The sequence below is a fragment of the Embleya sp. NPDC025285 genome (assembly GCF_055558835.1).
Map to the genome: position 1 here is coordinate 14827 of NZ_JBVHLU010000117.1, position 15167 is coordinate 29993.

The window sequence follows — 15167 nt, forward strand, 5'->3', positions numbered from 1 at the left end:
GGAGGGTGCCGGGCCGATTGGTCGCAATCGGGTCTGATCGCGTGGTCGGGGCCCGGACCTGATCGATGGGTCGGGCTCGTAACCCATCGAGGTTCAGGGTTGGCGGACGGCATCCGCCGAGACGGCCCAGAAGCGCAGGGACAGCGCGATCAGGGCGAAGAGCAGCAGCCACGTCAGCGACCAGCCGAAGTCCGCGCCGGTACCGGTGGACAGCGCCACGCTCAGCACACCGACGCTGGTGACGGCCATGACGCCGAGTGCCGCGAGGAAGCTCGCGCGGATGAACTTGGCGGCTGTGTAACGGAACGGATAGAGCAGCAAGAGCCGGGTGGGGGACAACCGACGTGGTGGGTCGACGGTGCCGGGTCCGGCGGCGACCACGAGCGCGCCCGCCTGATCGAGCCAGCGTTGGGCGACGCGACTCGCGTTGGCCAACTCCTCCTGGTTGCCGGGAAGGCGTTGACGCGCGTCCCACCACAGGACCGCGAAGTCGACCTGTCGGGTCGCGTCCTCGAACGCCCGTTGCCGACGGCCGGTTTGCGACCGGCTCGCCTGGCGATCCTGCCAGGCGACCGCGAAGACCGCGACGGTTGCGGTCAGTACGGGCACCACCACCGCGACCACGACCGCGGCCACGTCCTCCGCACGCATCGACGCTCCTGTCGTTCGAGCCGGAACAATCAGCATGACAGGGACAATTGCGTGCCGTCGGGAAAGCGTTTCGACGATCGAACGCGGGTGCGAGGATTGCGGCCCGGGTCAGCCGAGGTAGCCGAGGGCGCTGACGGCGCCCAGGCCGCCCGCGCCCATGAACAGTGGCATCAGGACCTTGACCTCGACCTTGGCGCCCGCGCGGAAGCGCATGGACTTCGGCGGGCCCAGGGGGTACCAGCGTTTGCGGCCGATCGGTATCGGCCACAGGATCGGGCAGCCGGAGACGGTGAGCGCGTCGCCGACGCAGTGGGTGAGGGCGCCGAGAGCGATCGGTAGGCCGATCCACCAGTACTCCTGGCCGGGCTCGGTGAAGAGCCAATTCGAGCCGTTGCCCGGACGGTTCAGGACCTCGACGAGCATCCAGGTGCTGGTGGCGCCGAGGAGCCAGACCAGGATGTCGCTGTGCAGCCGGGCCTGGCGCCACAACAGACCCTCGATGGCAAGCACCATGTGCACGAACAGAACGCCCAGTACGCCCCAGCGGCCGCCGTACGCGCAGATCGCCGAGGCGCCGGTGCCGACCAGCAGGGCCCAGACCCAGGTGTGGGTGAGGGTGCGGTGGCCACCGTTGCGGCGGGGGTCGCCCTTCTTGCGGGTGGCCTTGTAGGTGGCGGACGCGAGGGCGTCGACCAGGCCGCACAGGATCAGGGATATCGGCCCGAACGAGCGGGAGACGGTGGCGGCTTTGTGGTCGAGGTCCGGCCCGAGGGCGGCGCCGGCGCAGATCAGGCCGCCGACCACCAGGACGGGCCAGGGCATCGGGCGGCCGTAGGCATCGGCGGCGGCACCCGCGGCCATCCACGCGCATGCTCCGGACAGTGAATGGGCCGGCCCCATCATGCGGTCGTGCTCCTCTGGTGAACCCGGGCGAACCCCGAGCCCGCACAGTGACCGCAGCTTAGCGGTGCCGATCTTGGGGGCTGTGCACCCCCGTGGAGAGGGCAGTCGTTCGGCTGGTGGCCCGGCAGTCCGCACCGGCGGGCCGTCGGTTCGCGCACGGTCAGCAGTGGTCTTCGATGTAGAGCATGCGGCGTCGCGGCTCGGCAAGGAACTCGTGTGCCAGGTAACGGCCGGTCGAGCATGCTCCGCCGGGGCCCAGGTACTCGTCTTTGATCCGACCCCAGAGCTCGGGTCGTTCGGTCTCCGGGACGGGTCGAGGGCAGATGCCTCCCATGTCGCCCCATATGACCGATGTGGCGTTGTCCTTGACGAGCCGCCGCACGACGCGCAGGTCCACGCGCCTGCGATGGAGCACCCAGCGGGTCCCTTCGTCGTCGAGGAGAGTGACCGGGTCTTTCAGGCCGCCGGGGTTCGCCGGGAATCGCAGCATGAGTCGAGTCTCCCGGCGATCGTCAGGCCGGCACACCCGATTTCCGGGCGGTTCGAACCCCGCGCGGCCGAACGTCCGGCGCGTCGCTTCGCTCGGCGGGCTGGGGCGGGGTCGACCGGGCGCCGCCTCCGGGGTGGTCAGGCGGCGGGGGGCGGTAGGTGGCCGAGGTGTTTGGTGACGCGTTCGCGCAGGAGCAGGTACTCCTCGCGGCGTCGGGGTGGCAGGCCCGGTGGGCGTGGGACGACGCGGGCTTCGGTAACGGCCTGGCCCTGCCGGAACTGTTCGTGAGTCAGGTCGAGTTCGATGCCGCTGGGCAGGCGGTTCCACCAGTGGAAGCCATGTTGGTCCCCGTCGAGGTGGACCTCGCCGAGCAGGAGGTCGCCGCCGAGGATGTCCTGGACGATCAAGGCCGTGATGTCGCAGTGGCCCCAGGCAGGGTTGTCGGGAAGCCAGTCGGCCTGGTTGTCGGGAGAGCAGGTGTCGGCGGCCCAACCGGCGCGCAGGGCCTTGTCGAGGACGAGCAGGTTCCAAGGGGGCACGTCGGAAGCATCGCAGCCGCCGCCGACAGCGCGTCACACGATCGCCGCGGGCATGCGGTGCGGTCCATCTGCTCGATCGTCGCGTGGAGTCGTCGTCGCCGTACGACGGCTTCTGCGGACAGCAGTCGCCGCGCGGATGCGTATGTGTATGTGGATGTGCGCGCTTTCGTGTCCGTGTACACGCCGGGTCCGTGTCGGGGTCGGAGCTCCTGTCGGGACCTGTAACGCTCTCGGTGCCACCCGCCACAAGAGAGGTGACAGGCGACAACATCGGCGCGGTGCGAGGAGCCCATTTTGGACGGACCGGATGTGCAAGCGGTCAAAGGGATCGCCGGGGACCCGGCGCTCCTGGAGGCGTTCTATCGCAGACATATAGACGCGGTGGGGCGTTTCGTGGCCCGACGGGCGGACGACCCACAGTCGGCCGCCGATCTGACCGTCGAGGTCTTCATCGCCGCGATGGGCTCTGCGGGGGGCTATCGGGGCGGTCCGGGCGGCGAATTGGCATGGCTGTACGGGGTTGCCCGCAACGTGGTCGCGAGCGAACGTCGTCGCTCGGCGCGTGAGGCCGACGCGTCGCGGCGGATGGCGGGCCGTCGGTGGCTGGACGAGGACGACATCCTGCGACTGGAGGAGCGACTCGACGCGGCATCGGCGGCCCGGCACATCTACCGGGCGATCGAGCGGTTGTCCGAGGACGACCGCTCGGTGGTCGAACTGGTCAGCGTCGACGGCATGACGGTCGTCGAGGCCGCTCGGGTGCTGGGCATCGGGCCGGTCGCGGCGCGGGTGCGGTTGCACCGGGCGCGGCGACGACTCGCGAAGGAACTGGGCTCGCCGTCGGCGGAGCCCCACCGAGAGACCCGGAGCGCACACGTACAGGCGGAGGCGAAGGCATGATCAATTTCGAGGAACGCGCGCTGGAGGAGCTCAAGACGCTCGCCGCCGAGGGAGGTGTGCCGGCGACCGATCCGCCACCGGTGCGCCCCGCGACCTCTCGCCGGCGCAGGCGGGCGGTCTACGGCTTGGCCGCCTCGGCGGTGCTCGCGACCGGGATCGGGGTCGGTGTGCCGATGCTCAGCGGTGGTTCGGCCGAGGCCCAGCCCTTCGAGGTGGTGAAGCGGCCCGATGGCGGGATCCTGTTCAAGGTCGACGAGTTCCGGAACCCCAAGGGCCTCGAACAGCGCTTCCGGGACCTGGGATTGCGGGCAGTCGTCGACTACGTGCCCTACGGCAAGAAGTGCGCTGCCGGCCGCTTCACCGAACGCCCCATCTCGAACGACGACCTGAACGCGATCTATCACTGGCTCCCATCGCCCGAGGGCCGGCTGATGACAGACGCGGAACTGGAGTTCTACAGCCACCGTTGGACCGAGGTACGCCCGGAGCTCATCCCCCCGGACGCCACGTTGGTGCTCACCGCCACTCTCTTCAAGGTCAACGCGAAGGACCTCCCCGACCCGGGCTTTCGCGACGGCCGACGCGTACACAACTCGGACAGCGCTGGAAGCACCACCCTCTACCAGCTCGCCGATGGCCCGGTGGGTCCCTGTGTCCTGGTCGACGACCCGAGTCAGACGGGCCCGACCTTCGACGACGGCCCGACCCCGCCACCCGCTCCGGCCGGGTCGGCAACTCCCGCTGGTCCCTTGCCCGGCCGATAGTTCGGCCCGCGGTTCGCCCGGCTCGCCCGGCTTGCCTGCGGGGCGGCGTCGGCAGCGCGGCTTCGGGCCCGACGCGGCTCCGCCGACGCCGTGAGGTGCAGTGTCGGCGTGGGACGTGACCGCTACGCCGGTCCGGTGTGTGGCGTGGTGTCGTGTCCGGGGTCGGGGTCGGGGTGGGCACAGCCGGTCAGGTTGGTCGCGGTTCGGGTGAGGTGCTTGAGCAGCACCGCAGCTGCGGTGTCGGCGTCACGGGCCGGCGCCGCTTCCTCGAGTCGGCGGTGTTCGTCGATGCCGTCCCGGTCGGGGGAGCGGTGGGCCGACCAGCGGCGGGCCAGTTCGCTCGCGGTCCACATGCGGTCGAAGGTCTCCAGGAGTACGGGGTTGCCGCAACCCTCCAGCAGGGTGCGGTGGAAGAGAGGACGTGGGGCCTGGGGCCGGCCGCGCCTGTCAGGGGCCGGGTGGGCGCCGTTGGCGCGGTGTTGCTGTCGGGGGCGCGTGTGTGGTGCGTTTGGCGTATTGCTCGTCGGGTTCGGCGTACGCGCTCCGACCGTTGGTCTGTCGTACTCGATCCGCAGCGGCGCCACGGCGGCCGCCTGCGGTGGTGGCCGGGCGCCGTGCCGGGCTTGACCTCAAGGGCGGTTGAAGTTGCACCGTGGGGTGGGTTCTGCCGTCGAGGTCGAGTCGAGGAGTCTCCGTGACCGCTACACCGCACCATGCGCTGCCCCGGGTTCGCCGGGCCGACGTGGGTACGATCCTGGTCAGCCCCTGGATCGTGCACACGCCGGAGCGCCAACGCGCCGCCGTGGACGCGACGATCGCCGAGTGGGAGGGCGTTCCGTGGCCCGCCGGTTTCCTCACCCTGAACTGCTTCGTGAGTACCGACGGCGAGCGCGTCCTCAACTACGCCCAGTGGACCGGCGACGACGAGCACCGGGCCTTCATGCGCACCACGCGGCCGAAGCTCGTCCGAGGCATCGATGAGGTCATACCCGGCATCGAACGCCCCGGCGTGATCCGCTATCGCCTGACCGGCAGCGCGATCCACCCCGAATACCCGGCCACCCCGACCCTGATCGTGATCGACGACATCGAGGCCGACACCGCACCGGCCGCCCGCCGCTGGGCCGAACTGACCCTGGCGACGGCGGTACGCGACCACGCCCCGGGCCCGATCGCCACCCACGTGCACATCAACCTCGACGGCACCCGGGGCATGGCCTACACGGAGTGGGCCGACGCGGAGTCCTACGCCGCGTCCCGAGCCGCCACCGGTCCGTCCGACCCACCCGACCCGGTTCTCCCGGGGGTGCGTTCCCTCGACACCCGGGCCTACCACCTGCGCAAGAGCCTGCACCGCCCCACAGCCTGAGCCGGCAAGGGACCCGCTCCCGGAGTCGCCACAAAGGGACCTACTCCCAGCCCCCGCGCCCCGTCGTGGCGAATCCGCTCTCATACGCGGCGATCACCGCCTGGGTGCGGTCTCGGACGCCGAGCTTGCCGAGTACACGGGCCACGTGCGTCTTGACCGTCTCCGACCCCAGCGCGGTCCGTTCGGCGATCTCGGTGTTCGACAGGCCGGCCGTGATCAACCGCAGCACCTCCTGCTCGCGCGCGGTCAGCCGGTCGATCCGCGTACGCAGTTCCCGGCTCCGCTCCCGGGCCGATGCCCGGCTCAACGCCAAGTCGCGGATCGCGGTCGGGAACAACAACGAATCGCCTCGGGCCACGGTCCGAATCGCGTGCACCATCTCCTCCGCGCGCGCCCGCTTGAGCAGGAAGCCGTGCGCTCCGGCCCGCAACGCGTCGTAGACGTACTCGTCGTTCTCGAACGTCGTCACCACCAGAACTTTCGGCGACCCCGACGGTTCGCGCAGCAACTGCGCGGTCGCCTCGATCCCGTTCAGGCCCGGCATCCGAACGTCCATCAACACCAGATCCGGCCGCAACTCCCGCGCCCTCGCCACCGCCTCCACACCCGTGGCGGCCTCCCCGACGACAGCCAGGTCGGGCTCGGCGGCCACGATCGCGTGGAGTCCCGCACGAACCAGGCTCTCGTCATCGGCGATCAACACGCGCACGGGCTCGTTCACGGACATACCTCCAAGCGGTCGCGACGCACACCCGCTTCCCCGCCGCCGCCATTCGGCGCGGGCCGGGCGCCGATGACCATGGCGCGCGGGCCGGCATGGCGGGAATTCCGCCGTCGTCGGCGGCGATCGGGCCGGGTTCGGGCCGGGTCACGACCGCGTCTCCGAGAGTCCGCGGCTCACGGCAGCAGCCTCCACGGCGACGTGCGCCCGATCGATCACGGTGGGGCCGGCCGTCGCGACGGTGTGGACCGCGCTGTTTGTCGGTGTCGGCTCGGGGTCGCTCACAGGGACGCCCCCGAGGAGATGCGGTACGCGTCCCGTCTTCGTGCGGCCGGGGAGTCGCCCGATGGGGGCGGTGCGGGGCCGGTTGCGGCGGCGGGCGTGGTGTGTGGGGTGGCGTGGTCGGGGTGTCGCCGGCGTCGGTGCGGGCCGGCGGTGAGGGTGCGCGGGCGGCGGCCTGTGGCGGCGGCACTTCGGCGGTGGTCGGCACGCGTGTGGGTCTTGGTCACGAGTGGCCTTCCAGGGGGATGCGGGCGGTCAGGTGCCAGTGGCCGTCGTGGGGGGCGGCGGTGAAGGTGCCGCGCAGTACGGCGATTCGCTCGGCTGCGCCGCGCAGGCCGCGTCCGCCGCCGTGTCGGGTGGCCCGGGCCGAGCCGAGCGGATTGCTCAGGTCGATGCCCAACTCGCCCCTGGCGACCGCTATGCGGAGTCGGACCGGGACTTCGCCCGCGTGCCGCAAGACGTTGCCGAATCCCTCCTGGATGATTCGGTACGCCTCGCGCGAGACCAGGCGCGGCAGGCCCTCCAAGCCCCCCGTCGGTTCGAGGTCGCGGCCGAGTTCGGGTTCGAGGTCGAGTTCGAGGTCTACGTCGGCGCCCGCCGCGCGGGTGCGGGCGATCAGGTCGGCCAGGTTGGTGAGCGACGGTACGGGCGCGGCGGACGGGTCCGATTCCTCGCGCAACAGGCCCAGAACATGGTCGAGTTCGGCCACCGCCTCGCGTGCGGTGTCCTCGATCGCGGCCAGCGCCCGGGCGGCGAAGGCCGGATCGCGCTCCAGCAGCCGGCCGGCCGCAGCGGCCTGGATGCCGACGGCGCTCAGCGCGTGGCCGACCGAGTCGTGCAGGTCGCGGGCGATTCGGGTGCGTTCGGCGAGGCGTTCGGCGCGTTGCTCGGCGAGGGCGAGGCGGTCGGCGGGGGTCGGGCCGAGCAGGGTGGGGGCGAGGCGGGCCAGCCAGGCGCCGGCGGCGGCGGATACGAACAGGGGGAGGACGAGCAGGGCCAGGCCGACCGGCACCCACGCGATCGGCAGCGCGTGCGCGGGTTCGGCCCAGGGGAAGACGTCGGCGACGGCCGGGGCCAGGGGCAGTACGAGCAACACCACACCCCCGGGCGGCGCGGCGAGCGAGGTGCCCGCGACGACACCGCCCACGAGCGCATGCAGCGTGAACCACGCGGACGCCCGCCGCCGCGCCGCCGCACTGGTCGCCGGGACACTCAGTGGGACATGTCCCACCCGGCCAACCGTCACGTGCGGAGTGTGGGGTTTCACGGGCGCCGCCGTGGCCTGCCGCGACCCCGCGGCCCATGTCGTGTGCGCTGCTCCACCGGCGTCGTGTAACAGCCGCGCTTCGGTTTCACCCCTCCTCGCGCCCCTCATCCGCCCCCACTTCGGCTCCGCCCCCACGACCCGGCCGCGCCCCCACCCCCGGGCTGCTGCGAATTCGGGCGCCTCTCTGCGCGTCGGCGCCCACGACTTCATCGTCGACCGGTGATCGACGAGCGAGCGAGGAGAGAGCGGCCGGCGGCCACCGCCAAATACTGTGCATGGCAGGATTGCGCCGGTGAGGATTCCCGCGCTTCGTCGTCGACGGCAAACCGAGGACACCGGCTCGTTCGCCCGGGTCGATCGGCGTACCAAGGACCTCACCAAGCGCCTGCGGCCCGGAGACGTCGCGATCATCAATCACGGCGACCTCGACCGCGTCGCCGCCGAGGCGCTGGTCAAGTGCCGGCCGGCCGCCGTGGTCAACGCCGCCGAAAGCATCAGCGGGCGCTACCCCAACATCGGGCCGCAACTGCTCGTCGAGGCCGGCGTACCGCTCCTCGACGCCGTCGGCGGGAGCGTGCTCGACCGGATCCGCGAGGGTGAGCTGGTCCGGGTCGAGGACAACGTCCTCTACCGCGGCGACGACCCGATCGCCGTCGGCACCCTGCTCGACGCGGAATCGGTCGCGGCCGCGATGGAGGAGGCCCGCGCCGGGCTGTCCGAGCAGATCGAGGCGTTCGCCGAGAACACCCTCAAGTACATCCGCGAGGAGCGCGAACTGCTCCTCGACGGCGTCGGCGTCCCCGAGATCCGGACCCGGATCGACGGCCGTCAGGTGCTCATCGTGGTCCGCGGCTACCACTACCGCGAGGACATCGCCGCGCTGCGGCCGTACATCCGGGAGTACCGCCCGGTGATGATCGGCGTCGACGGCGGTGCGGACGCGCTGCTCCAGGCCGGCTACAAGCCGGACATGATCGTCGGCGACATGGACTCCGTGTCCGACCAGGCGCTGCGCTGCGGCGCGGAGATCATCGTGCACGCGTACCGCGACGGGCGCGCCCCCGGGATGGAACGCCTCGACGAGCTCGGTGTGGACGGGATCGCCTTCCCCGCCACCGGGACCAGCGAGGACATCGCGATGCTGCTCGCCGACGACGGCGGCGCGAGCCTGATCGTCGCGGTCGGTACGCACCTCACGCTCGTCGAGTTCCTGGACAAGGGCCGGGCCGGCATGGCGAGCACCTTCCTCACGCGGCTGCGGGTCGGCGGCAAGCTCGTGGACGCCAAGGGCGTCAGCCGTCTGTACCGCAGCCGCATCTCCACGACATCGCTGCTCATGCTGTGCCTCGCCGCGCTGGTCACCATCGCGGTCACCGTGCGGGTCACCCCGCTCGGTCGCGCGTACTTCCACGTGTTCGGGGCGCAGTGGGACGCCTTCGTCTACTGGCTCCAGGGACTGTTCAGTTGATCGACTTCAGATACCACGTCGTCTCCATCATCGCGGTCTTCCTGGCCCTGTCGGTCGGGCTGGTGCTCGGCGCGTCCTTCCTCAAGGAGGCGGCCGTCTCCGGGCTCGACACGCAGGTCCAGGACCTGGCCCGGAACAACGAAGGCTTGCGTCGTGAACTCGATCGGGCGAACGCCGGTACGAGGTACCTGAACGGCATCATGAACACCGTCGGGCCCGAGCTGACCAAGGGCCGGCTCGCCGGGCACAAGGCGGTCGTGGTCGCGCTGCCCGGCGCGGACACCAAGCTGACCGACAGCACGGTCAAGCTGCTCGACGGCGCCTCCGCGACGGTCACCGGCCAGGTGGCGGTCAAGGGCGCCTGGACCGACCCCAAGCGCGAGAGCGACCTGGTCACCGCCCTGGGCGCCAACGCGGCGGCCTTCCCGACCGGGTCGGCGACCGATCGGGCCGCGCGCGTGCTCGCGGGCGCGATCACCGAGAAGTTGCCGCCGGTGCAGACCGGTACGCCCGGTTCGCCGCCGGCGTCGACCCAGCCGCCCGCGAGCGGCTCGACGCCGGGCGCGCCCGAGTCGGGCGCGCCGACGACCGGAGCCGGGACCACCTCCGCGCCGCCGAGCGGCCAGACCCCGGGCCAGGGCACCACCAACCAGAACAACGGCACCACCACCCCCGCCACGCACAACACGCAGGCCGCGACCGAGACGCTGACCAAGCTCAAGGACGCCGGCTTCGTGGACATCAAGGACAACCCCGCCACCGGCGCCGACCTGGTCGTGATCGTCGCGCCTTCGGGCGCCACCGGCGGGGACGATCCGGGCCGGATCAACAACATTCATCTTTCGCTCGCTCGCGCCCTGGACAGCGGCGACGGCGGTACGGTCATGGCCGGCACCGCGTCCGCCGCGCAGGAGAACGGCGTGATCTGGGCGCTGCGCCGTAACGATCAAACCGCCAAGGCCGTTTCCACCGTGGACACCGCCGACACGCCAGTGGGTCAGGTCGCGGTCGTGTGGTCCCTGGTGGTCGAGGACAAGCAGGGCAGTTCGGGTCAATACGGGACGACGGGCACCACCGACGGTCCGTTGCCGGAGCTGCCGAAGAAGGAGACGCCGTGACGAAGGCCGCCGCCGCCCCGGCTGGTGCCACCGCTCGTGTAGCCGGCCGTGCCGCGGCCCCCGGCGACACCCACCGGGGTCGGCCGGGTCGGCTGGTGACGGCGCTGGCCGCGACCGGTGCGGCCCGGGCCGCGTACGCCGCGCTGACCCGCCGCCCGCCGGGCGAGGCCGCGCTGTGGGAGCGGCGCAACCACCGGGGCGAGGTACTGACCCTGCTCGAAGGGCCCGCGACGGCGGTCGGCACGGCCGTCGCCGCCGCGTGCGCCCCGGGGGTGCCCGGTCGGTGGCGCGCGGCCGGCGTGCTGGCGGCGGTCGCGGGTGCCGGGTTCGGGACCTACGACGACATGGCCGGGTCGAGCGATCGGCGCGGGTTCAAGGGCCACCTCGGCGCGCTCGCCAAGGGCGAGGTGACCAGCGGGGGCCTCAAGATCGTCGGACTCGGCGCGGCCGGTCTCGCGGCCGGCGCGCTCGTGCAGCGGCGGCCGGTGGACAAGCTGCTCGCGGGCGTGGTGGTCGCCGGTACGGCCAACCTGATCAACCTGTTCGACCTGCGGCCGGGCCGCGCGGCCAAGGCGGTCCTGATCTCGGGCACTCCGCGGCTGCTCCGCGGCGGCCCCGCGGCAGCCCTCGCGGCGGCGCCGCTGGGCGCGGCGGCGGCGCTGCTGCCCGAGGACCTCGGCGAGAAGTCGATGCTCGGCGACGCGGGCGCGAACGCGCTGGGCGCGGCTCTGGGTGTGGCCTTTGCCGCCGGTTCCTCGCGCAAGGGCCTGCTGGCCAAGGCGCTCGTGCTCACCGCGCTCACCGCGGCCAGCGAGAAGGTCAGCTTCACCAAGGTCATCGCCGGCAACCGGCCGCTGAACACCATCGATATGCTCGGCCGTCGCCCGGCCGCCGCTCCGGCGCCCCGACAGCCGGCCGCCGAGGGAGCCACCGCACCGGCATGACCGGCAACGATCGATGGCCCACGGGCACGCGAGGGGGCGTGTCCGAGAGCGGCACGGAAACGGTCGGCAGGTGAGCGACACCCGAGGCGCCTGCCCGCCGTCGGATGGCCGCGGAGCCGACGGCTCGCCCCCCGGGAGCGAAGCCGGCGCCATCCCCCCCGACGCCGGCACCGACGCGATCCCCCCGGACGCCGAACTCGCCCCCACCCCAGCCGGTGCCACCCGCTCGCGCGCCGTCGTGCGTGGTCTCGCCGGGGCCGCCGCGTTGATGGCCGTGGTCACCGTTTTCGCCCGACTGGCCGGGTTCGGGCGGCAGTTGGTGTTCTCCGGGACGGTCGGTGACACCGTCCTGGGCACCGTGTACAGCACGGTCAACTCGGTGCCCAACATTGTCTTCGAGATCGTGGCCGGCGGGGCGCTGGCGAGTGTCGTCGTGCCGGTGCTGGCCGGACCGGTGGCCAAGGGCGCGCGCGAGGACGCCGGGCGGATCGCGTCCGCGCTGCTGACCTGGGTCGTCCTGGTGCTGACCCCGATCGTGCTGCTGGGCGCGCTGCTCGCCCGCCCGATCGCCGAACTGCTGTTGGCCGGGAAGGCGGACGGGCCCGGCGTCGCGGACGTCGCCTCCCGGATGTTGCTGGTGTTCCTGCCGCAGGTGCCGCTGTACGGGATCGCCGTGGTCGCCGGCGGCATCCTCCAGGCGCACCACCGATTCCTGGCCGGCACGCTCGCGCCGCTGGTGTCCAGCCTGGTGGTGGCCGGCAGCTATCTGCTCTTCGCGAGCCGCTACGACGTCGACCTCGACAACCTCGCCGACCTGCCGCGCGGCGCCGAACTGACGCTGTCGCTGGGCACCACCGCGGGCGTCCTCGCGCTCGCGCTGGTCACCGTCGTACCGCTGCGCTCGACCGGCCTGCGACTGCGTCCCACGCTGCGCTTCCCGGACGGCGTGGCCCGCCGGGTGCGCACCCTCGCGCTGGCCGGCGTCGCGACGCTGATCGCCCAGCAGGCCGCCACGATCGCGGTGATCCTGCTCGCCAACGGGCGCGGTACGCACGGATCCCTGGTCGTCTACCAGACCACGTGGATGGTCTACCTGCTCCCGCACGCGGTACTCGCGGTGCCGATCGCCACCGCCGCCTTCCCGCGGCTGAGCGCCCACGCGCACGACGGCGACCGGGACGCGTTCGCGGACGCCGTCGCCGCGACCACCCGCACCGTGCTCCTGGTCGGCGCGCTCGGCACCGCGCTGCTGCTGGCCGCCGCCGCGCCGCTGGGTCGATTCTTCGCGCTGTTCATGGCCGGCTCCACCGAGCCCGAGCAGATGGCCTGGGCGCTGGCCGCGTTCGCGCCCGGCCTGCTCGGGTACGCGCTGATCGCGCACCTGGGCCGCGCGCTGAACGCCTCCGGCCACGGTCGCGCCGCCGCGGGTTGTGTGGTGGCCGGCTGGTGCGTGGTGGTACTCGCCGACGTCGCCCTCGCCTTCGCGCTGCCCGCGCGCTGGACGGTGGCCGCGCTCGGCCTGGGCAACTCGATCGGGATGAGCGCGGCCGGCGTGTTGCTGGCCTACGCCGTGGCCCGCACGGCCGGCCCCCGGGCGTTGGCGGGCACGTCGATGGCCGGGACGGCGGCCGGCACGGTGGTGGCCGCGGTCGCCGCCGGCGCGGCCGGATTCGGCGTGTCGCGCCTATTCGGGACGGGCGGCATCGTCTTCACGTTGATCATCGCGGCGGTTGCCGCCATCGTGGGCACCCTGGTGTTCGCGGGAGTCGTTTCCGTGACCGTCGGCGAGGCTGTCAAAGCCGCGTTGCGCGGGCGGCGGACGGCCGAATCGGAAGGGGAGCAGCGACGTGGACACGACGACTGAGTCGCGAGAGCGCACCGAACCGGCCCGGTTGCGGGCCGTCCTGGTCCTGGCCACGTCCACCGGCGGCATCGGCGCGCACGTGCGCTCGCTGGCCGCCGGCCTGGTCGGGCGCGGGGTCGCGGTGACCGTGTGCGGCCCGGCCGCGACCGACGAGCACTTCGACTTCACGGGCGCCGGCGCGCGATTTCGCCCGGTCGAGATCGGGTCCGGGCCCCGGCCCACCGATCGGGCGGCGCTGCGGGAACTGCGCGCGGCCTGCGCCCCGGCGCATGTGGTGCACGCGCACGGGCTGCGCGCGGGGCTGGCGGCGGGCAACGCGCTCGGCCGACATCGGGTACGACGCAGGCCGCTGGTGCTGACCCTGCACAACGCGGTCCTGGTCGGCGGCGCGAAGGGCGCGCTGACCCGGGTGCTGGAGGGGCGGGCGGTACGGGCGGCCGACGTCGTACTGGGCGCCTCGACCGACCTGGTCGACCGGGCCAGGCAACTCGGCGCGCGGGATGCCCGGCTGGGACCCGTGTCGGCGCCGCCGCTGCCGCCGGCCGAACGGGATCGGGCGGCGGTCCGGGCCGAATTCGCGGCCGGGGACCGGCCGCTGCTGGTCGCGGTGGGCAGGTTGGCCCCGCAGAAGGACTACCCGGTGCTTCTGGACGCCGCGCGGCAGTGGCTGGATGACGAGCCGACCCCGCTGCTGGTGATCGCCGGAGACGGTCCGCTGCGGGAATCGCTCCAGGACCGGATCGACGCCGAGTCGCTGCCGGTCCGCCTGCTCGGCCACCGCGCCGATGTGGCCGACCTGCTCGGCGCGGCCGACCTCGCGGTCCTGCCCAGCCACTGGGAGGCCCGCGCGCTGGTCGCCCAGGAGGCCCTGCGCACCGGCGTCGCACTGGTCGCCACGCAGGTCGGCGGCATCCCCGAACTCGTCGGCGACGCGGCGGTGTTGGTGCCGGCCGGAGAGCCGGACGAGCTCGCCGCCGCGGTCCGCGGCCTGCTCGCCGACCCGACCCGGCGCGCCGAACTCGTCGAGGCGGGCCGAGCCCAGGCCGCGACCTGGCCCGACGAACGCGAGACCATCGCCCAGGTGCTGAGCATCTACGAGGAACTGGGCCCGGTGTAGCCCGCGGCCACCTCGCCGTCCCGCGACCATCACACCGGAGCCGCGGCCCGCACCGAGCGCCGCGCCGGCGCGCGGCGCACCGGGACGGGTCGCGGTCACGCCACCGGTGCCGTGACCGGGGGGGCCGGCCCGCCCGGCCGCCGCGCACCCTCCGTCGGTCCGCCCGCCCGCTCAGCCGATCCCTTGTCGATCCGGCCCACGCGAAGCGGCGACCGGCCGCGTCGGGGTAGGTGCGCTCGACCGCGTCGCGCAGCAGGGATCGTTGCCGGACCCACTCCGGGCAGCGGGCGGGGTGATCGCCGGCAGGTCGCCGGGCGCCGGGGGTGAGCGCGCGCCGCCGCCGGCCCCGGGGCAGGAACGGCAACGACAAGACGGGCGACGAGCCGGTCGGCTCGTCGCCCGTCGCTGCGGTCCTGGAGCGTGCGCGGGTCATGGCGTCCGAAGGAACCACCCGGAAACCGATGCGCACACCTGCACGCAGTGCCCACCGGACCCGCCCGGGCCGCTCGCTCCCGGCTTCGTGCCGTGCCTCTCCCGCGCCCGCGTGCTCAGTCCTGGTCGGTCGCCGTCTCGGCGCGCATCGTCGCGGTCAGCCGCAGGGCCGTGTCGATCAGTGGCACGTGACTGAATGCCTGGGGGAAGTTGCCCACCTGGCGTTGGAGTCGGGGGTCCCACTCCTCGGCGAGCAGGCCCAGGTCGTTGCGCAGCGCGAGCAGGCGCTCGAACAACTCGCGCGCCTCCTCGACCCGGCCGATCATCGCCAGGTCGTC

At 72.9% G+C, this 15167-nt stretch carries 15 protein-coding genes and 1 pseudogene; 8 read left to right on the forward strand and 8 right to left on the reverse strand.

Going from position 1 to position 15167, the window contains the following annotated elements; translation table 11 throughout:
• Positions 1-93 precede the first annotated feature (93 nt).
• The 4 genes from ACZ4FV_RS44320 to ACZ4FV_RS44335 form a co-directional block, all read right to left on the reverse strand.
• Positions 94-651 carry a hypothetical protein gene (locus tag ACZ4FV_RS44320; RefSeq protein WP_465326533.1) on the reverse strand — a complete coding sequence of 186 codons (558 nt, stop codon included), beginning with the start codon at positions 649-651 and terminating at the stop codon, positions 94-96.
• Positions 652-759: 108 nt separating this feature from the next.
• On the reverse strand, positions 760-1554 hold the full coding sequence (locus ACZ4FV_RS44325) for a metal-dependent hydrolase (RefSeq protein WP_465326535.1): 795 nt from the start codon (positions 1552-1554) through the stop codon (positions 760-762).
• Between the two features lie 160 nt (positions 1555-1714).
• Positions 1715-2044 (reverse strand): hypothetical protein, encoded by a 330-nt coding sequence (locus ACZ4FV_RS44330; RefSeq protein WP_465326537.1) that lies wholly within the window; start codon positions 2042-2044, stop codon positions 1715-1717.
• A 137-nt stretch (positions 2045-2181) separates the two neighbouring features.
• A complete protein-coding gene (locus ACZ4FV_RS44335) occupies positions 2182-2583 on the reverse strand; it encodes a YunG family protein (protein WP_465326539.1) in 402 nt (133 codons plus the stop codon).
• A gap of 294 nt (positions 2584-2877) precedes the next feature.
• On the opposite strand from ACZ4FV_RS44335, the gene ACZ4FV_RS44340 reads away from it, so the two are divergent.
• Both ACZ4FV_RS44340 and ACZ4FV_RS44345 read left to right on the forward strand, forming a co-directional pair.
• The gene (locus tag ACZ4FV_RS44340; RefSeq protein ID WP_465326541.1) at positions 2878-3483 is read left to right on the forward strand and encodes an RNA polymerase sigma factor; all 606 of its coding nucleotides are present in this window, start codon (positions 2878-2880) and stop codon (positions 3481-3483) included.
• The gene (locus ACZ4FV_RS44345; protein WP_402241794.1) at positions 3480-4247 is read left to right on the forward strand and encodes a hypothetical protein; all 768 of its coding nucleotides are present in this window, start codon (positions 3480-3482) and stop codon (positions 4245-4247) included. Before ACZ4FV_RS44340 ends, ACZ4FV_RS44345 begins: the two co-directional genes overlap by 4 nt.
• A gap of 122 nt (positions 4248-4369) precedes the next feature.
• On the opposite strand, the pseudogene ACZ4FV_RS44350 reads toward ACZ4FV_RS44345, so the two are convergent.
• Positions 4370-4663: pseudogene (locus tag ACZ4FV_RS44350) on the reverse strand (FCD domain-containing protein); the annotation flags it as partial.
• 278 nt (positions 4664-4941) lie between these two features.
• On the opposite strand from ACZ4FV_RS44350, the gene ACZ4FV_RS44355 reads away from it, so the two are divergent.
• Positions 4942-5616, forward strand: coding sequence for an antibiotic biosynthesis monooxygenase (locus ACZ4FV_RS44355; RefSeq protein ID WP_402241791.1), 675 nt, complete (start codon positions 4942-4944; stop codon positions 5614-5616).
• Between the two features lie 40 nt (positions 5617-5656).
• On the opposite strand, the gene ACZ4FV_RS44360 is transcribed toward ACZ4FV_RS44355, so the two are convergent.
• Together ACZ4FV_RS44360 and ACZ4FV_RS44365 are read right to left on the reverse strand one after the other, a co-directional pair.
• The gene (locus ACZ4FV_RS44360) at positions 5657-6343 is read right to left on the reverse strand and encodes a response regulator (RefSeq protein WP_395873779.1); all 687 of its coding nucleotides are present in this window, start codon (positions 6341-6343) and stop codon (positions 5657-5659) included.
• Between the two features lie 499 nt (positions 6344-6842).
• Positions 6843-7850 carry a sensor histidine kinase gene (locus tag ACZ4FV_RS44365; protein ID WP_465326544.1) on the reverse strand — a complete coding sequence of 336 codons (1008 nt, stop codon included), beginning with the start codon at positions 7848-7850 and terminating at the stop codon, positions 6843-6845.
• Between the two features lie 328 nt (positions 7851-8178).
• On the opposite strand from ACZ4FV_RS44365, the gene steA reads away from it, so the two are divergent.
• The 5 genes from steA to ACZ4FV_RS44390 all read left to right on the forward strand — a co-directional run bounded on the left by steA (position 8179) and on the right by ACZ4FV_RS44390 (position 14397).
• Positions 8179-9354, forward strand: coding sequence for a putative cytokinetic ring protein SteA (gene steA / locus ACZ4FV_RS44370; RefSeq protein ID WP_395873782.1), 1176 nt, complete (start codon positions 8179-8181; stop codon positions 9352-9354).
• Positions 9351-10472 carry a copper transporter gene (locus ACZ4FV_RS44375; RefSeq protein WP_395873783.1) on the forward strand — a complete coding sequence of 374 codons (1122 nt, stop codon included), beginning with the start codon at positions 9351-9353 and terminating at the stop codon, positions 10470-10472. Before steA ends, ACZ4FV_RS44375 begins: the two co-directional genes overlap by 4 nt.
• Positions 10469-11416, forward strand: coding sequence for a hypothetical protein (locus tag ACZ4FV_RS44380; protein WP_395873784.1), 948 nt, complete (start codon positions 10469-10471; stop codon positions 11414-11416). Before ACZ4FV_RS44375 ends, ACZ4FV_RS44380 begins: the two co-directional genes overlap by 4 nt.
• A gap of 70 nt (positions 11417-11486) precedes the next feature.
• Complete coding sequence (gene murJ / locus ACZ4FV_RS44385; protein ID WP_465326547.1) at positions 11487-13280, forward strand: murein biosynthesis integral membrane protein MurJ; 1794 nt, start codon at positions 11487-11489, stop codon at positions 13278-13280.
• Positions 13264-14397 carry a glycosyltransferase family 4 protein gene (locus tag ACZ4FV_RS44390; RefSeq protein ID WP_395873786.1) on the forward strand — a complete coding sequence of 378 codons (1134 nt, stop codon included), beginning with the start codon at positions 13264-13266 and terminating at the stop codon, positions 14395-14397. The genes murJ and ACZ4FV_RS44390 overlap by 17 nt, the downstream gene beginning before the upstream one ends.
• A 548-nt stretch (positions 14398-14945) precedes the next feature.
• Here the strand turns inward: ACZ4FV_RS44390 and ACZ4FV_RS44395 are convergent.
• On the reverse strand, positions 14946-15167 hold a 222-nt coding region (locus tag ACZ4FV_RS44395; protein ID WP_465326550.1), incomplete at its 5' end, for a glycoside hydrolase family 15 protein.